A 24,605-nucleotide genomic window follows, 5' to 3' on the forward strand; every position below is an offset into this window, starting at 1 on the left:
ACGCTCCGCGATGGCAAAACGTCCCTCGACATCTTTCCTAGTACTGCAGCGCTAACTGGTATTGTAGAGGGACGGTCTTTTGGCTGAGAATAGCAGCTGGAGATTTTGTTTGCTGCACGGAGAGCTTGGCATGGATGTCGCTGAACTGGAACAACTCGAAGATCGGTTAAATGCTTACTTGGCTCGCTTTGGCGATTGTTTTCGACGAAGTGACACGAGGGCTCATTTGACGACCTATGTCCGTGGTCAACTTTCCGACCTGGACGCCAAGAGTGTGGAGCCGATTGCGTTGCAAGCCGGTACACCGGTGCGAACCTTGCAGGAATTTATCGCCCAGCATCGGTGGGACGAAGATGGACTTCGCAGGAGGCTGATCCACATCGTCCGTGATGAGCATGTCACCAAGAACACTGTCGCGATCATTGACGAAACCAGCGACGTCAAGAAGGGCGACAAAACGCCTGGCGTGCAACGACAGTGGTGCGGCAAAGTCGGCAAGCAGGAGAACTGTATCGTCACGGTTCATCTGGCTGCGGCGAACGAAGACTTTCACTGCATGGTCGATGGTGAACTGTTCCTCCCCGAGAGCTGGAGTAACGACCGCGAGCGTTGTGCCGCCGCCGGCATTCCCGATGAGATGGTCTATCGCCCCAAGTGGCAGATCGCGTTGGAATTGCTTGATCGCAGTAAGGAGGAGGGGATTGAATATCCTTGGCTAACCGCTGACGAAGGCTACGGCGGTAAACCTGGATTCCTGGAAGCTCTTGCCGACCGCGATCAGAAGTTTGTGCTTGAAGTGCCGCGAACGTTTTCGGTTTGGGAGAAGCATCCCGAAGTGACCGAGCAGCCCTATCGCAAGGGCGGCCGAGGTCGCAAGACACCCCGCATCAAGAGCGGGGAAAGTTCGCCGCGAAGTGTTGAAACAGTGTTCTGGCACGGCGAAGCGATGAAAGCGAAACGCTGGAAACGCTACCGCGTCAAAGACGGCGAGAAAGGTCCCATCATCTGGGAAGCCAAGCGGGTTCGCGTCACACTCAAAGGCAGCGACGGACTACCGGGGCTGTCTCTGTGGTTGGTGGTCGCGAGAAACGTGCTTGACGGCGAACTGAAATTCTTCGTCAGCAACGCGAGCGAGTTCGCTTCGATGGCGATGCTGCTACAGGTTGCGTTTCAGCGATGGCGAGTGGAACGTTGTTTCGAGGATCAGAAACAAGAGGTCGGCTTAGACTGTTACGAGGGGCGCCGATATTTGGGTCTGAAACGCCACTTGATCATCACGTCGTTGAGCTATCTGTTTCTTTCGCAAACCTGCCAGCAGGAGCGGGAAAAAAAATCCGGAGTGGACGATTCAGCAAATTCGCGACGCGGTCGACGCAATCGTAGTCAGCTGGTCACTCCCTCGTGAGAGTCGTCGCATGTTGCTCGATCAGGTCGCCTCACGGATCAACTACCATCAATCACGCAACGAAGCGGCTCGCATCAGCCACACGCAAACGAAGCTCGACAGATACGCCGAACTCGGCATCGATCCCGAAAGCATCACACGATGCCGATGGCCCAAAACTTAGCGCTGTAGTACTAGATCGCTCTTTGACATCCCAAAGAGCGACCGTTTCATTTCCAGCCGAAGAAATCAGGGTAATTTCGCGACCACGGTCGCGACGTCCGCTCGGTCTCCGTGCGAGATCACGGTTTTGCCGAAGACGATTTTCTGATTCTGGTCCACCACAAACGTGGAGGGATAAGCCGTTTCGCGTGGGGCATCCCATCGAAGTCCCCAAGCGCTGGTGAACTTGTAGTCTGGATCAAGAACGAAGTGATAGTTAGGTGGGAATGTTTTGTTGCCTTGGAATTCCTTCGCGTGCATTTCCAACAACTCTGCTGGTCCAGGGTAGATCATTACCACCTGAACATCCTTTAGAGCAGCCTTCTTACTTAGAAACTCGCCCACCTGCCGACTGCACATCGGGCACTGTTTTCCTGGCCAGCCTCGCAAAACGAGCATCACGACAGGTGACTTCTCCGTCAACGCCTTCAGCGAAACGACCTCGCCTTCTTGATTCATTAACTCGAAATCAGGAGCCTCTTGGCCAACCTTCGGAGGATGAGGCGGTTCTTTACCGGGAGCGGCCTGGCGACGTCCCTGAGCTTGGGCAGTCGAGGTGAGGGTAGCGATCGAAAGCATCGCAAAGAGACCAATCATCGAGCGGCGGTTTTGCATCGGATGTCCTTGAGTCGGTATGAAGTGGAATGTCCTGTCAAAGGATGTTCGTCGTTCTATGAAACCCGCCATCAACACATGGACGGGAGATCGCATCCCCGAGGATACCCGATACAAACTCGAAACCGCGAAAGCGAACGTCGTCGAAAATGGCATTCGATCGACTTTGTCCGAAAAGAGGTCCAACCTACCTAGAAAGCAACCACGCCCACGGTTTGCGGGCCACTCCGGCTGGGTCGATCACCATTGTCGGACGAAGCTTCATTTCCAGCCTGATCATGCTGGCAACGAATCTCCGGCTCCCAAGAGCTTTCGATTCAACTGCCCACCCTTGAAGAGCATCTCATCCAAAGCCATATCGAGATCCTCATGGGTCAAACAAGAGGAATCACCTCGTTCCACCGTGAACTGCGTCGCTCGGCGAATGAACTCCTTGATAAAAGCGGCGCTAACTCCGTCGGTTCGTCGGACAATCTCGGAGACCATATCAGCATCGAGAAAGCCATCCGGTGCATAAAGCGAAACCAATTTCCTCCGCCCTTCCGCGTCCGGCAGTGGAAATTCAATGGCTTGATCCACCCGACCTGGACGCGATGCCAATGCCGCTTCCAAAGCTTCCGGACGATTGGTTGTTAGCACAAAAAAGATCTCGGCGTCTTCCTTGAGACCATCCATCTCGTTGAGCAATTTGTTGAGCAAAACCTCTTCACAAGCACTCTCCATGCTCGTTCGTTCCCGGGCAATCAAATCGACGTCTTCCATCACGACCATGCTTGGTTGCAATAGCCGAGCGAGCGTCATGTACTCGCCAAGAAGCCCCACTTGCTCGGCCGAAATCAAGATCGTTGTGTGTCCTTCAAGCGATCCTGCAAGGTGATGGATCGTATGCGTCTTGCCAGTACCAGGCGGCCCGTAGAATAGAACACCTTTCTTCTTCGACATGCCGAGCTCCGAAAGACGCTGGCGATTGCGGGCGAACTCAACCACGTTGCGTTCAAGCAAAGTCAACGTATCGGCAGGAAGAATGACATCTTCTCGCCTCACGTCTCGCAGCTTATGCACTGTGATCCCATTGGATTCGCCGGTGTAGTTGTGCTCGGACTGTTCAAGCGAAAGAATTTTGCCGCGGTACGACTCACCTCGGGCAACCGCGTCTTCTACCATTTTTAAGAACCGATGCGAAAGTTGTGTGCCTTCTGATGATTGAGGAACGCCAACCTGGAACTGCATCCCCGTGACCTGCCCAAACGGACCGCACGGGCTCAGCATCACAACAAAGTTCAGTCCGTCAGATTCCAGCAACCAAAGTCCGTTCTTCAGAACCTGAAGAGGCTCACCCTCGCCGATATCAAGCTCTTCGTACTCTGGTGGCACGGACAAAGCCGGATTGTTCTGGCTTTCCAAAATGCAGTCCGTCAACGAGGGAAGACAGTGCGCGTATTCATTACGAACTCCGAAGAAATGCTTGATCACAATGTCTTTTCCAAAGACATCGTCGATGGTTCGCTGAATATCAGCTCGCATCCGAAACGGAAAACGACGCTCGGTAATGGTGATTTCCGACATCGTCGTCGGGCTGAAGTGTGACTTCAACAGCGAAGCGACCGGCAAGGTTGCTCCCTCGATCGCATCGCTACCGCAGTGGCTCAACCCGGTGAATGACAAGAATTGAAACATGCGAGCCAATCCAAGTCCGAGCAGCAGCCCAACGAACATCCACCCTAAATACGCCATGACCTCAACCTTGTCGTCTGGAGCAACCGTAACTAAGCAACGAGTCGAACATAGGCGTCAAATACGTTTTGCCGGAACAGCCCAGCAAATATCAAGAATAAAAAGCCGTCAACTCAGTCCCCGACACCGTATCCAACGCAGTAGCAGACAACGGACGATTGTATTGGGTTCGCTCAGCAGGCTGTTGATTTAGTCGCATACCGAATGACAATCATTAGCCGTTGGGCGTTAGCCCCGGTTCGTTCGCGGCAAGTTGATCCGCCTTCTCGGCGAGCAGCAGTTCGTACTCTGCGTTTGCGTTCTCTCGTTTCACCAATGCTTCTTTTAAACGCTTGACGTCATCGCTCAGATCTTTGGCGGTGTCGGCGGCTTGATCGTGCTTCAGCTTTGCGGCGACAAGCTCCTGACGCTCCTTCTGCAACCTTTGCTCTTTGTCGCCGAGCATCGCACGAAACAACCCAGTTATGCTCAGACCTTCCATCGCATCCACATCCGACTGCTCTTTCGCAAGAAGCTTCTTCAGTTTGTCTCGCTTGCGTCTGGCCAGTGCAAAAGAAGCCTGCGCTGAACGCAGCATCGACTCAAGCTTGTTCTTTTGACGCAGTTCGGATTTTACAATCGCAAGACGCTCATTGAAGTCGTCCATCATTCAGGCTTCCATTTGGTCAGATCCAACGTGGCTACGGAAGCGGACAACAACTTGAAGTTGTCAGTCCTCGTTCCAGCAAACTCGGCGTGGTTGATTCGAAGAAGGGGCGCGTAAAAGCGTGCTCCTTGCGAAACTCTTCTGAGGAAGACTCACTCAACCAGCCAAAGTCGAGCAAAAAACAACGCCGTTTACCGGTCGGTTCCCGGTCAAAGCCACCACAAATGCCAGATTACCAGTGGAGGCGGAAGCGATCCGAAATCGCGAGATCGGCGCACGAAAAAAGCCGCCTGTGAATTCACAAGCGGCTTTTGAGTGGAGGATAACGGGATCGACTTTATTTTCCTCAACTGTTGGTATCAAAGGACTTACGTCAACAGACGGTTGGCTTATCCGAACAGTTATCCGAACACTTTCTAGCACCAAAATGCTTCTCGTCATCGCTATTTGGTAACGGCAATCTAGTCATCATTGCTTGGTCCCTCAACCCACAACGGTCCTAATGCCCTTCGACCGTTCCGAGCATCTCGCCATCCTGGTCGAGAATGGATTCGTCCCTGACGGAAGCCGTCTCGTTGAGTAGCAACAGCGTGGTTTGATCTCTGCTCAAGTTCGACGGCTCGAACACTTCGCCGTATCGCTCACCCGACGAAACCCGCACCGACCGAATCTGACCACGAAAGAAATCCAGCAGCTTGTCTTGGCCCACGTTTCCGATCACGAAGTTCGTGGAACCGCCTTTCGACGAGCCAGAAGCGGTCGCTACCAATTCGCCGTTGAGGAAGAGCCTCGTGTCCGTTTTGGTGAAGACTGCTGCGACATGCGACCAAACGCCCGGCACGACGGCGGCACTGGAATTGACCATTCCCTCGACATGTTCGACGGAAAGCAGCGATCCGCAAAGTGCGATGCCCAAACCGTATTCGCCTGGGATATCACTCCCGATGATGAATTGGCAGTTCTCGTCCGTGTACTGATCCGGCTTGATCCACGCTTCGAGAGTTACCGGTAGGGTTCGTTCTAAATTTGTAACAACACGGGTGCGACCGTCGAAGTTCATGACTCCATCTTGGATCGTGCCATTCGTTTCGCTGCCTCCTCCTGACAAAGCGATCAACACACCAGTGACAAGAGCCAGCAACAGCAAAATGACCATGACAATCCAGGTGATCCGCCGTCGATTGCTTGCCCGTTCGAGCCAGTTTCGAAGCTCAGTTGCAAATTCCGCTGCGGACTCATGCCGATCTGCCGGATGTTTCGCCAAGGCTTTCGAGCAGATCGCCTCAAGCTCTTTCGGCAACGAGGGATCAGCAGATCGAAGCAGGGTTGGTTGGCGAAACAGGATTTGTTCTCGCAGTCCATTCTGGGTTCGTGACTGAAAAGGCGAACGACCACTCAATAGCTCGAACAACAGAACTCCAAGAGCGTGAACATCGCATCTTCCGTCAAGTAGCTGAGTCTCCTGTGCGATTTGCTCAGGTGCCATGTAGTTCAGAGTTCCGCTTGACGACGAACGCCCCTTTGCAAGTTCATCGAGCGTGCAGGCAACTCCAAAATCGGCAATTAGCGGTGTTCCCTCGCCGTTGATCAGAATGTTTGCTGGCTTGATGTCACGGTGGATGCAACCCTGTTTGTGGGCGTACTGAAGCCCATCGGCTAACGTTGCAACGAGACTAACTGCTTCACGAATGGGAAGCTTGCTTTGGCATATCGAGCATTAGCAACAGCTTTGGCATGTTAAAGTCTTTCTGCCCGTTTCCCCGACTGAGGCAGAGTTGTTTTCGTGAGTTCTAAAACTAGAGCAATTGCATCTATTCCTTTGATTGTCGTATCAACGAAACCGACTTCCGGGAATCTAAATTGCGTTTTCAATGAGCATTACGCTGTGGCCGTCTAAATCCGTGATGATTGCGGTCCTCCCCCACTCTGAATTGGCTGGAAGACGTTTGACCAAGCCGCCACTCTTTAGCACCGTACCGACCGCTACTTCAACGTTTTCAACGTTGATCCCAAAGAAGCACGCAGTTGTTGGAGGCTGTTCCGGTTTTCGCTGGCAGATTTCGAACACGCAGTTATCGTCTACTGTGGAGTAGTGTTCACCACATGGAGGATGTGAATGCTTCTCCAAGAGCATTCCGAGAGCGGAATAGAATCTTGCTGCGGCTTCCATGTTATCAGAACGGATAACTAAAAGCCCAATGCTATGAAAATGTGACTTCTCGGACATCTTGCGACTCAGGAAAGCGTGCTTCAATTTTCAAAACTCCTCCCATCGCCTCAACGACCTTTCGCAATGAGGACAATTTCACATCTTCTCTTCTTTCAAGCTTTGAATAAGTTGCCTGCGTTATGTCTAGTTGAGCAGACATAGAAGCTTGCGATAGACCTCGTTCATGCCGAATATCCGCCATCGTCGCTGGAATAGATTTCGTTGTTGTCTTTTCAATAAGAAGAGAGGCAATACGATGGTACACAGCCTCTAAAGACTTGAACCATTCATCTGGTGATGAATACAAGCCAGCGAGGTCATCCGCATCACTTCGGAAACAAGACAAACCAAATCCACAGCCAGACTTCCATTCAATAGCAACCTCTAGCTCTTCGTGGTAGATGTTCAAGAAGTGAAAGCCATTGGGAGCGTCCGCCACTCTGAAGTCGAACTCCGCATCACCGAATTCTGATGCTACAAGCTCTTGTAGCAAAACAAGGGGCGACGGTGAGTTCTTGCCGACTTCTGCACAAACGCTAGAAACTAAAAGTTTCGCTGTTAGATCGTCGCTTAGAGTAATTGGCATTTGAAAATCCTCGATGACAAGTAAATTATTGCTATTAGGCTTAGGCGTTTTTGTCCGCAAGTCGTGGACAGACATCATTCAAGAATCTCCCATCACTACCTGCCTTCCGAAAATGTGTCTTGACTTCTCCATTTTGGACACGCCTGCTGCGAACTTCGATAGCTCCATTTGAAGCTATGTATGTCACGTGACGGGTGTTATCGAATCGCTTCACGTCACAATCCTCCAAGCTGGACATTCTGTCAGTCTGTGGCGGGAAGAGCCGTTTGATTTCCATGTAGCGATCAGGCTCATTTGGAAAATTGGTAAGCTCATCCTCAACTTCATCCATAGTCGTGCAGAGCAATGCGTATGCGGTCTCGAAAGAGGAGCACGGTGTCGCCTCGCCCATTCTTCGGAAAATCTCCGCAAGTCTGTCCGACATACATGGTATTTCTCCTGAAGGCTGAGGCTGCATGCTTTGTCCTTGCACCTGGTAATCCAATCGACCTGTCGAAGTATAGCCTTGAAGGAATATTCCGTCAAGTGAATATTTTGCCCGGCTGCCTGGTGGGATTACCCGCTTTAGACGGGAAAACCAACAAAAACGCCACCTGCCCGGAAGCAGGCTACATCCACAGGGGGGTACCTGCTGAAGTTGCCCCGATCTCTCTCCTCCTCCGCACGTGTCCAACTGCCTAGTTTTAGGCCAGGGAGGGCGAGTCACGGCTAGCAATCGTCGGCGTCGGCAGTGTCTCAAGAAAGTGCTTCCCTGCTCTTCGCATGGATGCATGATGCTGGTTACCGGTTACATCCCGCAGTTCTTTCTCGACATGCGTGTATCGTCGTCCGTCCTTGGCTCGGTATGTGTCGCATTGAGGAATTTCCCCAATGCTCAGCAGTTCCCTTCGAACCGACTCAACGGTCTTGTTCGTCGTTCCGACGATTTCGGCGAGCCACCGATTGGACATGTCTGGTGTTCGTCTAAGTTCAGTGGCAATGATCGCTCGCATTTGCTTGCGAGTAATTTTGCGGCGAACCAGATTTAGAACGAGAGCGTGATCTCGCTTTTGTTCGTCGGCTAAGCCTGCCAAAGTGATCGTAGGAGCATCTTTGATCTTCAGTTCACAACAAGCACGGTCCCGATGATGTCCGTCGATGATTGAGCCATGTTCGTCCCTGATGATCGGGACGATCACTCCGTGCTGTCGGATCGACTCTTTCAGTGTGTTGAACTCCCACGAGGGAAGTTCGGGCATCAGTTGGAAGGGAGTCTCTGGCTTCATGTTTGGCTCACCGGGCGGTGTCAGTATGGAGCCAATTTTAGTGTCTTCGAGCTTGCCGGTCCAGCGTCACGTCATCATTGGCGAACGGCGTCAAGCATTGGCTTGAATTGCCCCCGAAGATCACGAATCGCATCATGAAGGCGACCGAATGGTTTGTTCCCATAGGCTTCAAGAAGGTTGTCAGCCTTAAATGCTGTTTTGTGTGCCAAACAGATTGATGCCAACGTATCTTCACCACGGTGCCGAAGCGTGTCGGGTAACGTATCACGGAGCGATCCGTATGGCAAAAACGGAAGCTCAGGATGCGTCTTTTGTGCTCGTCTTACAAGTTTTCTCCAGCAACTTGCGGTCGCAGCTTGCGGGTTTTTTGATTTCTCGTTGTAGATTCGTTCACCAGTTTTCTTCACGATCAAGAATGGTGTACCGATTTGATTCGCTCTTGAAATTGCCCACTCAAGAATCTCTGCCGTCTCTTTCCAGAGAATCCATTCGCCAAACATCTTTGATTTCGGTCGCATAAGTCGCACGAATGAATCTGACTCTGTCGATCCAAACTGAAGGCGTTCGGCATACTTGTGGCACTGATTCAGGAGAACCTCACTCGTGATAAGACGGCCTATTTCAGCCGCTCCGAATGCACAATTCACTCCCACAAGAAGTAGCAGTCGCTCAAACTCATTTGCTTTCCCAGCGATGCTGCCGAGTTGTTCGGGGGTATATACAATTTTGGTAAGGAGGTCGGCAGATGCATGATCTTCTTCAAGTTCAACTGTGCGAACCTTGATCTGATTTGCTCCACGGGGCATTTCCCATTCAAACTCTGATGTCAGATCGAGCCAGCGAAGAAAACGCTCTAGCTCCTTGCGACGATGGCGGGCGGTCGTGGGCTTGTAGCGTTTGCCCTTCTTGTACTCTGGTCGATTTGCCCAGTAGCCGATCATCTCTGCAATTGCGTCGTAGCTCGATAGCTCCATCAAGGAACAGTCTCGATGATGCAACTTGAGAACGTCTACATATTCGATCCGCTTTCGTTGGGCCGGTTTTAGCGTTTCGGCATCGAGCTTGTTCTCCGATTTCTTGATGTGGCTGACGTACCGATCAAAGGTATCATGTAACGAGCCTGAGACAAATCTGTCGGGATACTTTTTGCCGCTGGAGATTACCCCCTCTTCTTTGAATTCTCGTTCCTTGCGTTCGAGGACTGCTTGTTCGTAAGAGGCGTTGAGGCGAACGCCATAGGCGTAGGCATCGTCATCCGTAGGTACGATCTGGATAGAGGGGTAACAAGCCTGCTCTGCTCGAATCATTTGGACGTAGTTTGCACAAATGTCTTCCAGGCTCTCATGACCGTGGACGCTTTCCTGTTCCTCCCGATCAAATGGAATCGGGATTTGGTAGACGCCACGTGCCAACAACTTCGCTGCATAGAGTCCGAAGGTTGTCCAAACCGGTAAGCCCGTGTAACGCTGGCAGTCATCGAAAAGTTCTTGAATCCGTGCGAGGCGTTTTGCCGCTTCCTTTTCGTCTTTTCCAAGATTGAACTTTGGTTGCTTTCGTTTCGCTCTGTCGAGAATGGAATTGCCCACGAAAAGTTGACAGTGGACCGGTCTTAAGGGAAAGGTAAACGGTGAGTCCTGTGAGTCAGGACTCACTTACGAGTGACGGTTCTTTGATCGCTTGCTCGAAATCGATTGGACTGAGGTAGCCCAGCGACGAGTGCAAGCGATGAGGGTTGTAAAATCGTTCGATGTAGTCAGATACGCCGCGTGTGGCGTGTTCGTGCGTGTCGTAAATCTGCTGTGCTTCCTCGGTTTTGTAACTCTTGAAGAACGATTCCATCGGTGCGTTGTCGTAGCAGTTCCCGCGACGGCTCATGCTTTGAACTAGCCCACTGGCTGCCAGGCGTCTGCGGAAATGATCGCTCGCGAATTGGGAGCCACGATCGCTGTGAACGATCAGGCCCGCGTTTGGCTTGCGAAAAGTAAGTGCTTGATCGAATGCCCCGACCACCAATTCCGAATCCATGTTCCGGCTCGTTTTCCAGCTGACAATCTTGCGGGAATGCAGGTCAACGAATGCACAGAGGTAAGTGGAGCCTTCTTGGGTTGGGATGTAGGTGATGTCCGTTAGCCAGACGCGATTGATTGCCTCGGTCGTGAAGTTTTGGCCAAGCAAATTTGAGGCGATGGGCTGATCATGATTGGAGTCAGTGGTCGATATTCTGAATTTGGTGCGGCGATTGGCTTGTATTCCCGCATGACGCATGCATTTGGCGACGGTATTTCGGCAGCACACCACACCGCGTTTGACTATTGCTCGTTGCATTCGCGGGCTTCCATACGCATCGTGATGTTTTTCCAGTCGGATTTCCTTGACGGCTTGAATGATTTGGGTTTGCTTGATCTCGGTGGCTGTGGGACCGCGACCGGCGAATCGGTAATAAGCGGCGTGAGTGACTTCGAGGGTTCGGCAGAGCACTGCGATCGGCCAGCGATCGCGGCACTCTCCAATGAACTTCAACCTCAGTGACTTTCTTTGGCGAAGAATGCCGTCGCTTTTTTTAAAATGTCGCGTTCCATCTTGAGTTGACGATTCTCTTCGCGAAGTCGTCTCAGCTCGGCTTCAATGGATTGGCTACCAACTACTTCGGCCTGGAATGTTCCGTCTTCGTCAAAAGACTTCTTCCACTTGCGAATCAAGCTGTCCCCGATCCCCAAGTCTTTAGCGACAGCGGTGTACGACAAGCCTTGTTCGATGACTTTCTTGACTGCGGCCAGCTTGTATTCGCGGCTAAATGTTCGACGTTTGTCCATGGATCGGTTCTCCTGTCAGAGAAGTCTGACGTGCGCCGGCCCACTGTCAACTTTTCGTGGGCAATTCCAGAAAGCCGACTTCCTTTGGAAACCAGCCTCGGCTGTTCTTCTTGAGCTTCGTGTTGCGTGTTCGGGTGGGCATTGGCATTCCTCTCGTCTGAAGTTGGCTGACTTTGATTGAGGGCTGGTCCGTTTGAACCAGTCCAAGTCAGCGATGACGAGAAGCCCCGCAGGGTCCGGAAAGCCGCCCCAAGCGGTCGTCGGATGACGACGGAAACTCCGATTTCAGTTTGCCTTATCCGAACAAATCAGCGGCTTATCCGAACACTTATCCGAACACGCCAAATCTTGAGTTGCTCAAAAACGCTGGAAATTGCAGTGTTTCCAAAGAAAAAGGCACTTTGCGACGAATCGCAAAGTGCCTTTGAGTGGAGGATAACGGACTTGAACCGATGACCTACGCGCTGCCAGCGCGTCGCTCTCCCAACTGAGCTAATCCCCCGGGTGAAGAGGCAGATTATCGACTTGATTCGCTGTGCGTCAAGCCCGTCGGAACCTGGTTTCGACGATTCTTTGCACTTCTTCTCAGGTGCGACAAATTTAACTTTGCACGATCGCGATCGCGGCCGACAAGCTCAAATGAGCGAGCCATTCGCGTCACAACGACGGCCAAATCAACACGCTCGCCAAATTGTGATGCTGGTCCGTCCACAGAGGTGCAGACTCGACGACGGACGCATCCGGTTTCTGTGCCACGCTCAAATAGTCCGAGTCCCAAAACGCGTCGTCGCGATCTGTGGCGATCACCCAACGCGATGGGCGGGTGTAAACCTGATCGCGGTGGTTGTTCTGAATCAGCCGGCTGGGCATCCCGATCGCCTGGGTCAACCGGTGCGTCAGCGGCACCAAATCGAGGTGGTTGTTCGAAACATGCACTGCCAACACCCCATCTTCCGCCAATCGCTCCCGATACAGTTGCATCGCTTCGAGCGTCAGGAGGTGAGCTGGAATGGCATCGCTACTGAAAGCATCCAGGATCAGCAAATCAAACTTCTTATCCGTATGGCGTTCCAGCAACAAACGACCGTCGCCCAAGTGATGTTCGATCGCGGCGGGGCAGTCGCTGAGGAAGGTGAAGTGCTCCTCCGCAATCGCCAACACGTCTGGATTGATTTCGTACATGTCCATGGAGTCTCCATCTCGTCCATAGGCAGCCAGCACTCCGCAACCCAAACCGATGACGCCAATACGCATCTCGGGTGACTCAGCCTGCATCGTGTGGATCAATCGCCCGATACCACTGCTGTGTCCAAAGTATGAAGTGGGTGTCATGCGTTCCGGACCATGCAATTGAATTCCGTGGATCGTATTGCCATGTACCAGTTGCACGCGTTCCGCATCATTCTCGACGCGAAGCACACCAAAGAAATTCCGACGTTGATCGATCGTGTCGGTGCGGTTCGTCATCGTGGTCACGACGGCGGTGAATCCGATAATCACTACGATCAATCCGTTGACGCCTTTGGACAGTTTCCAATCGCACGTGGTGGTCATCCAAGAGCGAGAAGCCAAGAACGTGATCGCAACGATGCCAATCGACAACGACATCGCAATGGGAAGTTCGCGGTAGTCTTGAAAAACCAGCGGGCAGATCAATGCGACCAATATGCCGCCCATCGCACCACCGAATGAAATCAGTGCGTAGTACAAAGTCAGTCGCTGGGTCGCTGGTTTTCGAGCCGCGGTTTCACCGTGGCACAGCAAACACACGCCGAACAACACGACCAAATATGACAACGCTTCCATCGGCATCTGCCAATTGCCGGGGAACCAACCTTTCAATTGGATGACGACGAACGCCAATCCGGTAAACGCGGCGATGAGTTTCGGGCGATACCAGTTTGGTGAATCAAAGCTGATGATGAAGCTGAGCAGATACAAACTGAGCGGCAACACCCAAAGGAATGGCATCACGGCAATGTCTTGGCAAACATGACTAGTCACCACCAACAGCATGACAGACGCCAAGGCGGGCAGGCCGATCCAAACACCCCAGTCCGCAACACCTAGTTTGGCAAGAACGGAATGGCTTTCGGCGGCGTCTTCGTTAGTAGTCGTCGCGTTTCCTTTTCGCCGACGTAGCAAACAGATCGCTAGCCAACCATCCACGACAACGAACGCATAAAACGCCAGCGACCAAAACACCGACTGCTGTTCAATCGACAACAATGGCTCGACGACGAATGGGTAGCTCAGCAATGCGACCAACGAACCAACGTTGGAAAGAGCGTACAATCGATAGACCGATTCGGATTGATTTTCGTAGCTCAACCAAGCTTGCACCAAAGGACCGGTGCTGGAGAGCACGAAGTACGGCAATGCGACGTGTGCAGTCAACAACCACAACAGTGCCCATGTTGGATCTTCGGTTCCGACAGGCTTCCACGCATCTGAGGGTGCGATTGGCAATGACCAAGCCGCAGCGCACAGCAACACCAAATGCACGACGCCCTGAAGAGCCGGTGGCAGAAATCGTCTGATGCAGTGAGCGTAGAGATACCCAGCGAACAAGAGAACTTGGAAGAACAGCAAACAAGTCGTCCAAACCGCCGGCGTACCACCAAACCACGGCAGCACACACTTGCTGATTACTGGCTGAACCTGAAACACCAAGAAGGCGCCCAGCAACGTCGCTCCCGCGAAAACAAACCACGAGGTGGTTTGCTTGGTAGCAATGGTTGAATTGGCAGTGGAACCGGAAACATCCGAGGTGCACGACGGCATGCGTTCATCTCAACAATTACGCGCAATGCGGCCTCGCCCCCGCGACGTGGTTCCGCCCGAAAGGTTACACCATTTTGCGTGACCGCGCCTTAGCAAGACGGCAATCGGTGCCCCCTTCCTGGATTCCCTGAGCGGTTCACTCCTCACGTCCTCTACATCCGGAACAACCACGGTTCACTCTATCAAACGCAATACGCCTCGCTGGTCAATCCAACGAGGCGTGTGCGAGTATCAGTAATGCGTTTGCGTCGATCGGCGGATCAGTTCACCCCAGGATTTGCATCCCGCACGGCGTGGTCCATGACTTCGATCGCGGCGTCAGTGTAGCGTTCGTACTCATTCCAAAAGTGATCCATCGCGGCTTCGTCAGCGAAGAAGAACATGCGTTGATGAACCGGATCTTTCATTCCAAACTGACGTTTCCCAGGAACGATCACACGTTCTTCAAAGAAACGAACCACATCGATTTCGTTCAACACAGGAGTGTATGGAGTCGGGTCAGCCAAGAATGTCTTCATCTTGGCTTCGTTTTGGAATAGATACAGCTTTCCGAGGTGAACCACTCCAAACTTTGGATTGCCTTCGACCCATTGGTCTTCGTTGATAACGGTGACGGAACAGAAACCTTCCATCGCAAGTTTTGGTTGATCGGTGCCAAAGGCCGGTGTCTTGGCCTCTGGTTTCGGCGACGATTGAGCTGGCATGCCTAAAGTCATTCCATCGGTGCGAGCTCCGGCCAAACGACCGGTTGCTCCTCCCGCGAATTGACTGTCAGGCGAAGGCAAGTTGCTGGCGGCAACGTGCGGGTTTTGCTGGGTGCGAGGTGGCGTGGTCGCGGCAGCGGTGGTCGCAGGAGCACCAGCCGGCGATTGTCCATTGGATGCCATCATCGTTTGCGGTGCACCAGGTGCAGGCGTAGTCATCATCGTCGGCATTTTCTTCGCCGCGATTGCCAACATCGCAACATATCGCTTTGGATCTTGCGGGCTGACCGACGTGCCCAAGGGCTTTCCGGTCGGCGTGATCATCACATCGGTTGGAAACTTTGTGACACCGAACATCTTGGCCAACTCGGGCGATTTGCCAGCGTGGACTTTGACCGGAACGAACTTTTGCTCGACAGCGGATCCCACTTCGGGACTCTTGAAAGCACCCGCTTCCAAGCGATCACACCAGACGCAATTGTCACTGGTGAAGTGCAGCAACAGACCTTTTCCGCTTTGCTGTGCTTCCGCTTGCGCGGCGGTGAGATCTTTACGCCACTGAATATCAGCTTGGGCGACACTGGTGAAGATTGTTGTCAAACCGAGCAAGACCGTTGCCGGCATCACTCGCGACCATTGCGAGGACGCAGTGGAAGAATCAATTCGCGGTGGTTTGGAGGACAAACGCATCGGACAAAATCCTTTTTGTCTTTCTCAAAGGGAGCCAAAATCGGCTCAGGTGTGCCGGTATCGGTGGTATCGGAAGCGTCGACCTTGACGCTTGAGCGGAACCTACGAAGTTTTCGGCTGTGGCCGCCACACCAATGGAGGGTGTTTCGGTTTGAGCCCACCAATCGATTTGCCGGGAGTTTCACGGACATGACCAGCAAGCCCTCGGTCATATCAGAAGACATCGCCAGCCTGGCGAAACACGCGCGTTCGCCCGCGTGGATGAATGACGAAGACAACAAAGGATCCGCCAACTGCCAGCGTCAATCAACATGCGCAAGCTCAGCAATCGAGCGTGAGCATTGCCTTGGTGAGCTTACAGTTTTGGTACAGGACGCTTGGGAGCTCGTTTAATCATGCGTTTTTGATCGTCACGCGGAGGACGATTGTTGTTGCCGTTGTTACCACCATTGTTTCGCGGCGGGGTCAGATCCGTGAAGGTCTCGGTCCAAACCCAACCGATTGGAACTTCGAGCTCTTTCTCAGCCAACATCGCCCAGGGAGTGCCTTCGTGTTCTGCGACCACTCGCTGCAGAAACTCGCGGGCAGTGTCCGCTTCTCGCTGCCACTTGCTACCGACCGTTATCTCGTCGGCTGGCTTCAGCACCCAAGTGTTGTTCTTTTCTTCTTCAAACGGCATCCCTCGCTTTGCTTTGGCAAGGATCGCGTTGTAGGTCTCTGTCCGAACCTTCTGGGCCAGCACGCGACCGTAGGCCAGATCAAAACCGGCCAACCAACGGAGACTCTCTTCTTTGTCGCGGTCTTTCAAACCCTGTTCCAAAGTAGCAGCCAATTGGATCAGAACCGGTTCCAATTTCGCGGCATCTTGTTGAGCAGTCGTCAACGCTTGGGCCAACCCAGCTTCGTTGCGTTTCACGAAACGAGTCTGAGGACGCTGGATCCCGTTTACATTTTTAATTTGTGCCGCCGCGATCAATGCCTGGCGGAGTGGGCTGCGCTTGACTGCTTTGACGTAGTCTTGAGGCGACAAATAATCCGGACGATAGCGAGCCATCGCGGTCGGATCAAAGAACGCCCGCAAATCCGCGGTGAACGCATCAATCTCGCCTCGCCGAACCTCGCGTGAGACGTTGCGGTTTGGATGGACCGTGAAATAGATCCCTCCCGTTTCGTAACACAAACGGGTCAAACCATACGGCCCGAAACCACTATCGATCACCGGCTCTTCTTCAAAGTTTCCAGTGAAGCTCAGCTGAACGCGTTCGGGCAAGAACGTTTCAGGCCCCTGGTCAACTTGAGCCCATTGTGGCGTTTGATCGTATTCAGGGTCCGGGTCGACATACTTGACCAGCGTGTGTTCGCGACCGAACGGTGCGGGAACGCCAACGACATAAACCGGAATGCCCCATTTGCGGCAAGATCCAATCGATGACTCCAGCAAGTGAGCGTCATCGCCGCGTTCATCCGTCACGACTACAAACATCACGTTGCGTTTCGGACCTCGAGGTCCGTTGCTGCGACGCAGAGAATTGTATTGCTTGGCGGCGGATTCGATCGCCGTGAAAACCCGCTCAGTACCGGAGTTGTCGACCGGGATGTCAGCAACGGTCTGCTTGATCAAATCCAAGTCCGCTGTGGGTTCTTCGGTGAACAGTTGGACCTTCTCGCCGAACCCGATGATCGACGTCAGCACACGCGCTTCGGAAGGATCGCTGGGATCTTCGCCAGCAGTCTTCGCGTCCAATTGTTCGCGAAGCATCCCGAGCTCTTCGTAGATGCGATCGAACCGGTCACGAATGTCTTGGCGTTGTCGCGTGAGCGAACCGCTTTGGTCGAACAACCACACGATCAATGTGGGACGTTCTTCAGCAGCCTGCATGACCTCGAACGTGATCTGATCGACTGCCCCTGATGCGCCAGCGGTGCCTTGTCCTACGCGACCTTTTTGATCGGTCAAGCGATCTTGAGGTGCGACCGGTTGGCTAAACATCTTGTTGACCATGATGTCGCCCAAATCGGTTGGCTCAAGGTCCACCGGGCTGACCATGTTCGCGATCTCGGCGAATGTCGCGGCGGAAGCTTCCGCCATGTCAAACTCCGCCAAAGCGTCGGAACCGATTTCAACCTGAGGTTGATCGCTGACAACGATCTCCTCGATCAAATCCACCGTCTCTTCGTATTCAGGTGGTGGTGCGATCATCACCACCGCTTCGTCGTCGATGGGGTTCTGCAGTTGCACCAAAGCGAGCGACAGGATGACAACCAGATGCACCAGCATGCTGCCGACCATCGCTACCGTTTCATCAGCATCCCAAAACGATTCGTCTTCCCATAGTTCGCTCGACTCCCCGTTTTCGTACGGATGAACGACATCGTCTTCCGACATTACGCTGTCTTCAGACCGCGAGCCGGAGGTCAATGCTTTCTTGATCGATGAAAGAAACGATGAGTCGCTCATGAAATCCGATTTTCAGCTAATTTACGTTCACAAAGCCGGGCCGTGGGGATTGCAAACCAGCGATCATGGGCGAAGATTTGCGATCCGAGATTGATCCGGGATACTCTCTCAAACGTTTTTTGCGACGATTTGAACCCTTTGATTGTAATCGAAAGTCCGATTCACAGTCTTAACCGCTCGATTCGAAACCTCGTTGACTTGAGGATCAGGCCGATTTGATGGAACAAACAAACGAATCCACTGGACGCCTGATTGCTATTGGGGACATCCATGGCTGCAACGTCGCTTTGCAAGCGATTCTTGCGGCAATTGATCCCCAACCCAACGATATCGTGGTGACTCTCGGCGACGTCGTTGACCGTGGCCCGGATTCCAGAGGGGCAGTTGAAACCCTTCTGCAGTGCGGCCAGAAAACCCAGTTGGTGGCTCTGCAAGGCAATCACGAAGAGATGATGCTGAACGTGCTACGCGGCAGCGAATCTCATCACAGTTGGTTGCGTTATGGCGGAGTCGAGACACTCGACAGCTACGGCTTCGACGGTGGTTTGGATTTTCTTCCGGAATCGCATCGCGTTTTCTTTGAATCTCTCGGCGATTACTTTGTCTACGAAGATTACTTCTTCACCCATGCCGCCTACGACCCCGCGGTTCCGTTGGAGGAACAAACGGTCGAAATGCTCCGTTGGCACTCACTTCGACAAGGCGTTCCCGAACCGCATCACAGCGGCAAAATTGCTTTCGTCGGGCACACGGCAAACCACGAAGGTCAAATCTTAGATGTCGGACATTTGGTTTGTCTTGATACCCACTGCTACGGCGGTGGTTGCTTGACCGCGATGGATGTTCGAACGCGACAGGTTTGGCAGGCTAACCCAGACGGCGTCCTACTCTCGTAATCGGCTAGCACTTTTCAACCGGCAGTTTAAAACTCCGAAGGTGCCACCACAGCCGGAACGGAAACGGCTGACCCAGTGACTGGTGCGGTTGGCGATGGAGGAGTCGGCGTAGGCGGCGTGGCGGGCATCGCCGTCGTAACGCTCGCAGCTGGCCGTGTTGCACCCGGGTACATGTAAACTTGCAATGACACCGTTTGATTGACCGGATCGATCACAGGATTTGCCATCCACGCGTTGGGGAACGATGAATCGCTGAGCTCGGCATCCAAGCTCGCGACCGGCAACACACCATTAGTTCTCGCGAGAGCCACGTTGCGATGAATCAGTCCTTCGGCGACCAAACGGCCTTCCACTTTTTGTCGAACGTTTGATGCTCGAATGTTTGCCCGGCGATGTGATCGAACAATACTGATCGCGGCCAACGACATCACTGCCATGGCCAAAAAACTCAGAACCACGGCGGATCCCGCCCGTCGCAATTTGCTTTTGTGTCCGGTGTGTTTCGATCGTGTACACACCATGCGTCGACTAGCAGGCAAGCTGGTGCGATGGGATCGGCAGGCATTGGTTGCGGCGTTCATAGCGGCGTTCACAATTGAGGCGATAGACAGACGACGGTGGTCATCTCAGCGGAATCTTGATCGGGACGAAGCTCACCGGCACGGTCACTCGTTGTTTGCAACTGCAGCGTCATCGCGATACCCACTCGGCGTCCTGTGACAATGATTTCATTCATGTCGAAATCACGGACGGAATTCCCTAAGCAAACCGTCTCACCCAAAAGTGGATCCACCATCACCAAAGACCGATCGACGCCATCGGATGCACGACGGATTTCAAAACGGATCCGTCGCAGATTCAATCCATCGTCGACCCGAATATCACGGTTCCCAATCGACACGATTGAAAGTCCGGAACTGGTCATCTCGCGGATCTGCTCCGAAAGAAATCTCAATGCCTGGCGGCCTTCGGCTGCGGCCCCCTCGTTGCCCTGCGAAATTGCAGTGACACGAGCCGAACCACGCATCATGCCGACCATGCTGGTTGCCAAAGTTCCCACAATCGCGACACAGGCAATTGCTTCAATCAAGCTCACGCCATTACGTTTCGACGACAAAGTAGGTTGACGGTTCATAGCTGACTCCACTGAGTACGCAACTGTTGACTCAGCTCGCCTTCATCCGGCTCAGCATTGTTGTTGCGATCTTCCCACACCAATGCATCCATGGTCAGCAAACTTGGAGTCAACGAATCTTCGATCGTCAAACGCGAACGCATTGAGGTCGTTTCATTGCCGACGACGACCGCATCGAAAGTTCCGCGGCGGGTCGCGAATTGAGCCGGGTCGCAAAGATCAATCTTTGCCTGCTCGATGACACGTTCCGCTTCGAAGAGCAGTTGGTCCTGCAAATCGAGTCTCTGCAAAAGTTGACTTGTCTGGCCCATCAATCCCAATGCCGGAATCAGAACCAACGACAACAACGCGGCTCCTACGGCGACATCGATCAACGTCGCCCCGTGCCGAATCGAGCGACGACAGGTATTTGCAAAGCTATTCGTCTGATGATCGAATTTCATCACGAGGCATCCTTGTAAATGTTTCCGGACGAAGCCTGGACGATTACCTCAACGCTTTCACTGTCGCGAGAAACTTTCATTTGAAGATCTCTTGAAGCGGTTCCGGTCGGCGTGAACTGAATGCTGGATGCATTCGCCTTCACATTGACGTCCGGATGCAAAGCAATCGGATCCACCATCCAGGTGGACGATCCAGGATTTGCCTGCGCACCAAACGCGTCGGTTCCGTCGCTGTAGATACCGGGTGCCGCGAGCATATCAATGACCATGCGATACTCGCCTTCGTCATCTTTCACATTCTTCCAGCGGACCGTCACAGCACAATTTCGTGACACAGCAGTCTCGCGGGCGAGTCGCAATGATCGGACAATCAGATCTGAATCTTGTCGGACGGACGTGCGACTTGAAAACAAATGCCCAACGCTTGGTGCCGCGACCATTGAAGCGGTCAAGATCATGATGACCAACAACGCTTCGACCAACGTCACGCCAGCGCGACGACGAGCGTCAGGCTTCGTTGCCGAAGTGTGCAGACATGGTGCGAGCGGGGTCATATCACGGACTCATAAGAACAAGAACGTCGGAGAGTCGGTTGACGGACAAATTCCGCGAGTACATACGCCGAACCGTTCCTCACCCAAAAGGATTGGAACGGTCCGTCGACGACTATTTGAAAGTTGTCCGGTAGAAAACCGATGACTAGTTGGTCACTGGTTTGCTGAACGTTCCGGTTGCTGCGTCGTAAGGATATTGACGCAATTTGTTGTAGCGAGTCCGCGATGCGGTATCGTCAGCTTTGATGTAATTTTCGCGAACCAAGTAAGCGATGTTACGAGGATAAGCACCCATTTCGAGGTAGTAGGTCTGTGCCATCGCGTTCAACGAAGCGATGTCTTGTTCAGCCAACTTATCTTCGCTCTTCGCACGCATTGGAGCGACGGTAGCGACCGTTGCAGCAGCCACAACAGCGAGGATCACGACAGCAGCGATCACTTCCAACAGCGAAAAACCTGATTTCTTTGTACGTTTCATTTTCGAGATACTTGGTCTGAATGAGGAATAGTGGGACGGACGTCCTCTCGGACAGAACCCGAGAAATGATCCGAGAATCGCGATCACCTCTACTGAAACGTAGGTCAGAAATTGGGTGGTGGACGGAAATCTACCAAAAAATATTCCCGGTCCGAATTCTCACCCTACGCGGCCGCTTTTACCCCAACGGGCGACTGCGAACCTGCTGAACCTCGCCGCTGCTGCAGGTTTGCAGCCCGCTAGCGGTTCGTAGCACCAAGCTCCCGTCCCGATGCAAACCATCGCAAACTCCCTCAACAGTTTGCCCACCGATCATGCAACGGACGTTTTGTCCTCGCAACACATTCCGATTCTCAAACCGTTGGACCACATCATTTGGTTGCTCGGCAACTTCGCCGATAACTTCCAACAAATGAAGCCCGAGCGTATCAAGCAATTGGTCTTTGGAAATCAAACGACCGGTGGCATTCAAAATCGAAGTCGGTGGAACACCACCGGAAATCTGATCGAGCTCTGGATGTTTTCCCAGATTGCAGCCAATACCAATCGCGAAAACGGCGTCGCTCTCATGTGACGCATCGCCATGACGTTCGATCAAAATGCCGGCGACCTTGCAGCCGTTCATCCAAACGTCGTTGGGCCATTTCAGATGAACGGTTGTGGGGCCCGCCACCATTTCAATGGCTTCCGCCAGAGCCACGCCGACGGCGATCGACAACAGCTCGGGCGAAGCATTCGTGATTAACGTGCATGCCAAACCGTCGTCCGAAGCGAACCAAGACTTGCCGTGCCGGCCTCGGCCCGCGGTCTGCTGATCCGCGATGACAACCTTGGGTAGTTCGCGTTCAAGCTGTTCGTCCGTCGCGGATCGCAGCCAATTCAGTGCCCACGTGTTCGTGGAATCCACCGATGGCAAGCGAACAGTCGAAACGATCACTGGATTGCTTCGGCCAACAACTGTCTCTTCTTCTCCACTTCGCTAAGTTCACCGGCAACCGCCGCATAAGATTGCTCCGCCTGGTCAGCGGCAACGCGTGCAACTTGAACTGCTTTTTCCATTTCGGTTCGTTGTGCTTGCATCGCGACGAGGGCTTCCTGCTGAGTTTTGAGGGAGCCGGCCAAAGCCGCCTCGTCCTTCTTTGTTTGCACAATCAATCGACGTTGCTGAGCGATTTTGGAAAGCTGCTCCGCGAGCGAAGCTTCCAAGTCAGCAGCTTGCATCAATGCTGCATCATCCGGCGAATCACCCAACCCGACACGAGATGCGATGACCGAATCGTGAGCATCACGCGACTTCGACACAATTGCCGGCAGAGCAGCGACTGTTTGTTCACGCAGTGCCTTCTTCGCAGCGATGTCGGTTTGACTCTTCGCGATCGCTTCGTTGTGTTGCTTGATTTTAGCGTCCATATCGGCGACAGCTTTTTCCGCGGCTTTCAAACTAGCGAGCGTTGTGTCGCGTTTCTCTTGCAGCGGGGTGAGTTTGACCTTGATCGATGCCAAAGTTTGCTCCACCGCACCGATTCGCTCTTTCGCAGGAGGAGGATTCGCCGCCAGTTCTTGAATTTTCTTCGGATCCGCCACCGCGGCCATTCGCACCGAACCGGTCCAGTCGCCATAGATCATCTGCGAACTGTCGTGCGTGATTGCGACTTCCAAAACAGCCTCCGAGGCAGCCGGAGTTTCAGTGAGTTGCTTTCCGTTTGCATCCCAGAGACGAACCTTCCGGTCCTTGCCAGCAGTGACCAGTTGTCCTTTGTGATCGAATTGGACCGCCGTGACACCACCGCTTCCCGCATTGATCGAGCGGATGGCTTTGCCGGAATTCACATCCCAAAGCTTCACCGTCCCGTCTTCGCTAGCACTGGCCAAGACATTGGAATCATCTCGCCATGTGATCGATCGAATCGCACCTTTGTGACCAGCAAGATCGAGGTACAACCGGCCCGTGTCGGCTTCCCAAACAAACAACCCGCCGCTTCGATCACCTGATGCGATCAAAACGCCGTCGGGACTGTAGGAAACAGAATAAATCCAATCGGTGTGTTTCTTGATATCGAACAACTGGGTGCCATCGGTCGCATCGAAAATCCGCAGCATTCGTTGAGGACCGCCAAGAGCGATTCGCGACATGTTGTCGTTGACATCCGCATCAAAGACGGTATCCAACTCATCGCCCACTTGAGCGACTCGTTCACCGGTCTTGATGCTGTAGACGGCTGCAATGCCTTTGACGCTGTGTTCGCCACCACCGGCAATCAAGTATTGACCGTCACGGCTGAACCGAAGCGATTGAGGGATACCTTCTTCAAAAGGCAACACTCCAAGTAGTTCAGCAGTTTCAGTGTGATACAACGAAATTTGCTTTTGGCCGGCGAGTGCAACCAAAGGTGCCCAAGGACTGGCACCGATCGCCGTGGTTGCCGCTGCACGCTCTGTCACCACAGGAACTCGCTGAGGCAACGCTTCAGGCATCGGCGGTGGACCCTCGGGTCGCCCACTTGTCGAAGCGACAAAGGCCAATGCGTTCTTCTTTTTCGCTTTTGCTTTGGATCCCGAATTTTCTAAAATCCCGCCCTCGATCCACGATCGAATGACTTGAAGCTGCTCGTCGGGAAGCTTGGGTTGGCTGGGTGGCATGACGGGTGTGTCGTCATGGTTGACCAATTGCCAAAGCCGACTGGTTTCAGCGTCCCCATCGTCGTAGACAATTTCGCCGCTGCCGCCGCCTTCCATCATCGCGCCGTAAGAATCCAATGCCAAACCGCCACGTTTGTCACTTTGACTGTGGCAGTTCAGACAATGTTGGCGAAGGATGGGTTTGACGTCATCCTCAAAGGTCACCTTCGCCGGTTCATCGGTTGATTTCGCATCTGCGGCAAACACGCCCACAGGCGAATGCACCATCAAAACGCTTGCAAACGCCAATGCAACGTTTTCAAGTCGCGTCGATCGCACCGGCATCTTTGAAAGAGGCAGCATCATGAGA

The 24,605-nt window shown here is 53.2% G+C and carries 21 protein-coding genes and 1 tRNA gene; 2 read left to right on the forward strand and 20 right to left on the reverse strand.

The features are described 5' to 3' along the window. The first annotated feature begins 130 nt into the window (after positions 1–130). On the forward strand, positions 131–1,405 hold the full coding sequence (locus RB_RS11905; protein WP_164921909.1) for an IS701-like element ISRba4 family transposase: 1,275 nt from the start codon (positions 131–133) through the stop codon (positions 1,403–1,405). Positions 1,406–1,633: 228 nt separating this feature from the next. Here the strand turns inward: RB_RS11905 and RB_RS11910 are convergent, their stop codons facing one another. From RB_RS11910 to RB_RS11965, 13 genes are all read right to left on the reverse strand, one after another. After that, complete coding sequence (locus tag RB_RS11910) at positions 1,634–2,221, reverse strand: redoxin family protein (RefSeq protein ID WP_165447214.1); 588 nt, start codon at positions 2,219–2,221, stop codon at positions 1,634–1,636. A 276-nt stretch (positions 2,222–2,497) separates the two neighbouring features. Then, complete coding sequence (locus RB_RS11915; protein WP_231846429.1) at positions 2,498–3,898, reverse strand: AAA family ATPase; 1,401 nt, start codon at positions 3,896–3,898, stop codon at positions 2,498–2,500. 271 nt (positions 3,899–4,169) lie between these two features. Continuing rightward, positions 4,170–4,604 (reverse strand): hypothetical protein, encoded by a 435-nt coding sequence (locus RB_RS11920; protein WP_011120653.1) that lies wholly within the window; start codon positions 4,602–4,604, stop codon positions 4,170–4,172. A 496-nt stretch (positions 4,605–5,100) separates the two neighbouring features. Next, the gene (locus RB_RS11925; RefSeq protein ID WP_315851298.1) at positions 5,101–6,312 is read right to left on the reverse strand and encodes a protein kinase domain-containing protein; all 1,212 of its coding nucleotides are present in this window, start codon (positions 6,310–6,312) and stop codon (positions 5,101–5,103) included. 144 nt (positions 6,313–6,456) lie between these two features. Further along, positions 6,457–6,828, reverse strand: coding sequence for a VOC family protein (locus RB_RS28560; protein WP_390175146.1), 372 nt, complete (start codon positions 6,826–6,828; stop codon positions 6,457–6,459). After that, entirely contained in the window at positions 6,803–7,474 is a 672-nt protein-coding gene (locus RB_RS11930; RefSeq protein WP_011120660.1) for a helix-turn-helix domain-containing protein, read from the reverse strand. The genes RB_RS28560 and RB_RS11930 overlap by 26 nt, the downstream gene beginning before the upstream one ends. 605 nt (positions 7,475–8,079) lie before the next feature. Next, positions 8,080–8,661 (reverse strand): ParB N-terminal domain-containing protein, encoded by a 582-nt coding sequence (locus RB_RS11935; RefSeq protein ID WP_011120662.1) that lies wholly within the window; start codon positions 8,659–8,661, stop codon positions 8,080–8,082. Positions 8,662–8,735: 74 nt separating this feature from the next. Further along, complete coding sequence (locus RB_RS11940; RefSeq protein WP_193427772.1) at positions 8,736–10,247, reverse strand: hypothetical protein; 1,512 nt, start codon at positions 10,245–10,247, stop codon at positions 8,736–8,738. A gap of 55 nt (positions 10,248–10,302) precedes the next feature. Beyond that, positions 10,303–11,474, reverse strand: a protein-coding gene (locus tag RB_RS11945) for an IS3-like element ISRba6 family transposase (protein ID WP_164921910.1) whose coding sequence is annotated in 2 segments (ribosomal slippage) — positions 10,303–11,225 and positions 11,225–11,474 — 1,173 coding nt in all. Because the reading frame shifts where the segments join, the coding sequence is not laid out codon by codon here. A gap of 429 nt (positions 11,475–11,903) precedes the next feature. Continuing rightward, positions 11,904–11,976, reverse strand: a tRNA-Ala gene (locus tag RB_RS11950). Positions 11,977–12,131: 155 nt separating this feature from the next. Then, positions 12,132–14,258, reverse strand: a complete 2,127-nt coding sequence (locus tag RB_RS11955) for a fused MFS/spermidine synthase (protein ID WP_007335531.1) — start codon at positions 14,256–14,258, stop codon at positions 12,132–12,134. 260 nt (positions 14,259–14,518) lie between these two features. Beyond that, complete coding sequence (locus tag RB_RS11960; RefSeq protein WP_011120667.1) at positions 14,519–15,652, reverse strand: DUF255 domain-containing protein; 1,134 nt, start codon at positions 15,650–15,652, stop codon at positions 14,519–14,521. A gap of 355 nt (positions 15,653–16,007) precedes the next feature. Beyond that, complete coding sequence (locus RB_RS11965) at positions 16,008–18,110, reverse strand: vWA domain-containing protein (RefSeq protein WP_011120669.1); 2,103 nt, start codon at positions 18,108–18,110, stop codon at positions 16,008–16,010. A gap of 218 nt (positions 18,111–18,328) precedes the next feature. On the opposite strand from RB_RS11965, the gene RB_RS11970 reads away from it, so the two are divergent. Continuing rightward, positions 18,329–19,006 carry a metallophosphoesterase family protein gene (locus RB_RS11970; protein ID WP_164921911.1) on the forward strand — a complete coding sequence of 226 codons (678 nt, stop codon included), beginning with the start codon at positions 18,329–18,331 and terminating at the stop codon, positions 19,004–19,006. A gap of 26 nt (positions 19,007–19,032) precedes the next feature. Here RB_RS11970 and RB_RS11975 read toward each other — a convergent pair whose 3' ends face one another. The 7 genes from RB_RS11975 to RB_RS12005 form a co-directional block, all read right to left on the reverse strand. Continuing rightward, positions 19,033–19,443 (reverse strand): hypothetical protein, encoded by a 411-nt coding sequence (locus RB_RS11975; protein ID WP_231846430.1) that lies wholly within the window; start codon positions 19,441–19,443, stop codon positions 19,033–19,035. Positions 19,444–19,595: 152 nt separating this feature from the next. Continuing rightward, entirely contained in the window at positions 19,596–20,141 is a 546-nt protein-coding gene (locus tag RB_RS11980; RefSeq protein ID WP_164921912.1) for a hypothetical protein, read from the reverse strand. Next, positions 20,138–20,584, reverse strand: a complete 447-nt coding sequence (locus tag RB_RS11985; protein WP_164921913.1) for a hypothetical protein — start codon at positions 20,582–20,584, stop codon at positions 20,138–20,140. The genes RB_RS11980 and RB_RS11985 overlap by 4 nt, the downstream gene beginning before the upstream one ends. Beyond that, on the reverse strand, positions 20,584–21,138 hold the full coding sequence (locus RB_RS11990; protein ID WP_231846431.1) for a GspH/FimT family pseudopilin: 555 nt from the start codon (positions 21,136–21,138) through the stop codon (positions 20,584–20,586). Before RB_RS11990 ends, RB_RS11985 begins: the two co-directional genes overlap by 1 nt. 145 nt (positions 21,139–21,283) lie before the next feature. Continuing rightward, positions 21,284–21,616 (reverse strand): prepilin-type N-terminal cleavage/methylation domain-containing protein, encoded by a 333-nt coding sequence (locus RB_RS11995; protein WP_007327856.1) that lies wholly within the window; start codon positions 21,614–21,616, stop codon positions 21,284–21,286. Between the two features lie 178 nt (positions 21,617–21,794). Continuing rightward, on the reverse strand, positions 21,795–22,553 hold the full coding sequence (locus RB_RS12000; protein WP_011120677.1) for a biotin--[acetyl-CoA-carboxylase] ligase: 759 nt from the start codon (positions 22,551–22,553) through the stop codon (positions 21,795–21,797). Beyond that, on the reverse strand, positions 22,550–24,601 hold the full coding sequence (locus tag RB_RS12005) for a c-type cytochrome domain-containing protein (protein ID WP_011120678.1): 2,052 nt from the start codon (positions 24,599–24,601) through the stop codon (positions 22,550–22,552). Before RB_RS12005 ends, RB_RS12000 begins: the two co-directional genes overlap by 4 nt. Positions 24,602–24,605 lie beyond the last annotated feature (4 nt).

This window comes from Rhodopirellula baltica SH 1, assembly GCF_000196115.1.
Taxonomy (GTDB): Bacteria; Planctomycetota; Planctomycetia; order Pirellulales; family Pirellulaceae; genus Rhodopirellula; species Rhodopirellula baltica.

Bases quoted from the DNA above. Each gene is read 5' to 3' on its own strand.
- RB_RS11905 (WP_164921909.1), top strand. From the start codon at position 131: ATGGATGTCGCTGAACTGGAACAACTCGAAGATCGGTTAAATGCTTAC.
- RB_RS11910 (WP_165447214.1), bottom strand. From the start codon at position 2,221: ATGCAAAACCGCCGCTCGATGATTGGTCTCTTTGCGATGCTTTCGATC.
- RB_RS11915 (WP_231846429.1), bottom strand. From the start codon at position 3,898: ATGTTTCAATTCTTGTCATTCACCGGGTTGAGCCACTGCGGTAGCGAT.
- RB_RS11920 (WP_011120653.1), bottom strand. From the start codon at position 4,604: ATGATGGACGACTTCAATGAGCGTCTTGCGATTGTAAAATCCGAACTG.
- RB_RS28560 (WP_390175146.1), bottom strand. From the start codon at position 6,828: ATGTCCGAGAAGTCACATTTTCATAGCATTGGGCTTTTAGTTATCCGT.
- RB_RS11930 (WP_011120660.1), bottom strand. From the start codon at position 7,474: ATGATGTCTGTCCACGACTTGCGGACAAAAACGCCTAAGCCTAATAGC.
- RB_RS11935 (WP_011120662.1), bottom strand. From the start codon at position 8,661: ATGAAGCCAGAGACTCCCTTCCAACTGATGCCCGAACTTCCCTCGTGG.
- RB_RS11955 (WP_007335531.1), bottom strand. From the start codon at position 14,258: ATGCCGTCGTGCACCTCGGATGTTTCCGGTTCCACTGCCAATTCAACC.
- RB_RS11960 (WP_011120667.1), bottom strand. From the start codon at position 15,652: ATGCGTTTGTCCTCCAAACCACCGCGAATTGATTCTTCCACTGCGTCC.
- RB_RS11965 (WP_011120669.1), bottom strand. From the start codon at position 18,110: ATGAGCGACTCATCGTTTCTTTCATCGATCAAGAAAGCATTGACCTCC.
- RB_RS11970 (WP_164921911.1), top strand. From the start codon at position 18,329: ATGGAACAAACAAACGAATCCACTGGACGCCTGATTGCTATTGGGGAC.
- RB_RS11975 (WP_231846430.1), bottom strand. From the start codon at position 19,443: ATGGCAGTGATGTCGTTGGCCGCGATCAGTATTGTTCGATCACATCGC.
- RB_RS11980 (WP_164921912.1), bottom strand. From the start codon at position 20,141: ATGAACCGTCAACCTACTTTGTCGTCGAAACGTAATGGCGTGAGCTTG.
- RB_RS11985 (WP_164921913.1), bottom strand. From the start codon at position 20,584: ATGAAATTCGATCATCAGACGAATAGCTTTGCAAATACCTGTCGTCGC.
- RB_RS11990 (WP_231846431.1), bottom strand. From the start codon at position 21,138: ATGACCCCGCTCGCACCATGTCTGCACACTTCGGCAACGAAGCCTGAC.
- RB_RS11995 (WP_007327856.1), bottom strand. From the start codon at position 21,616: ATGAAACGTACAAAGAAATCAGGTTTTTCGCTGTTGGAAGTGATCGCT.
- RB_RS12005 (WP_011120678.1), bottom strand. From the start codon at position 24,601: ATGATGCTGCCTCTTTCAAAGATGCCGGTGCGATCGACGCGACTTGAA.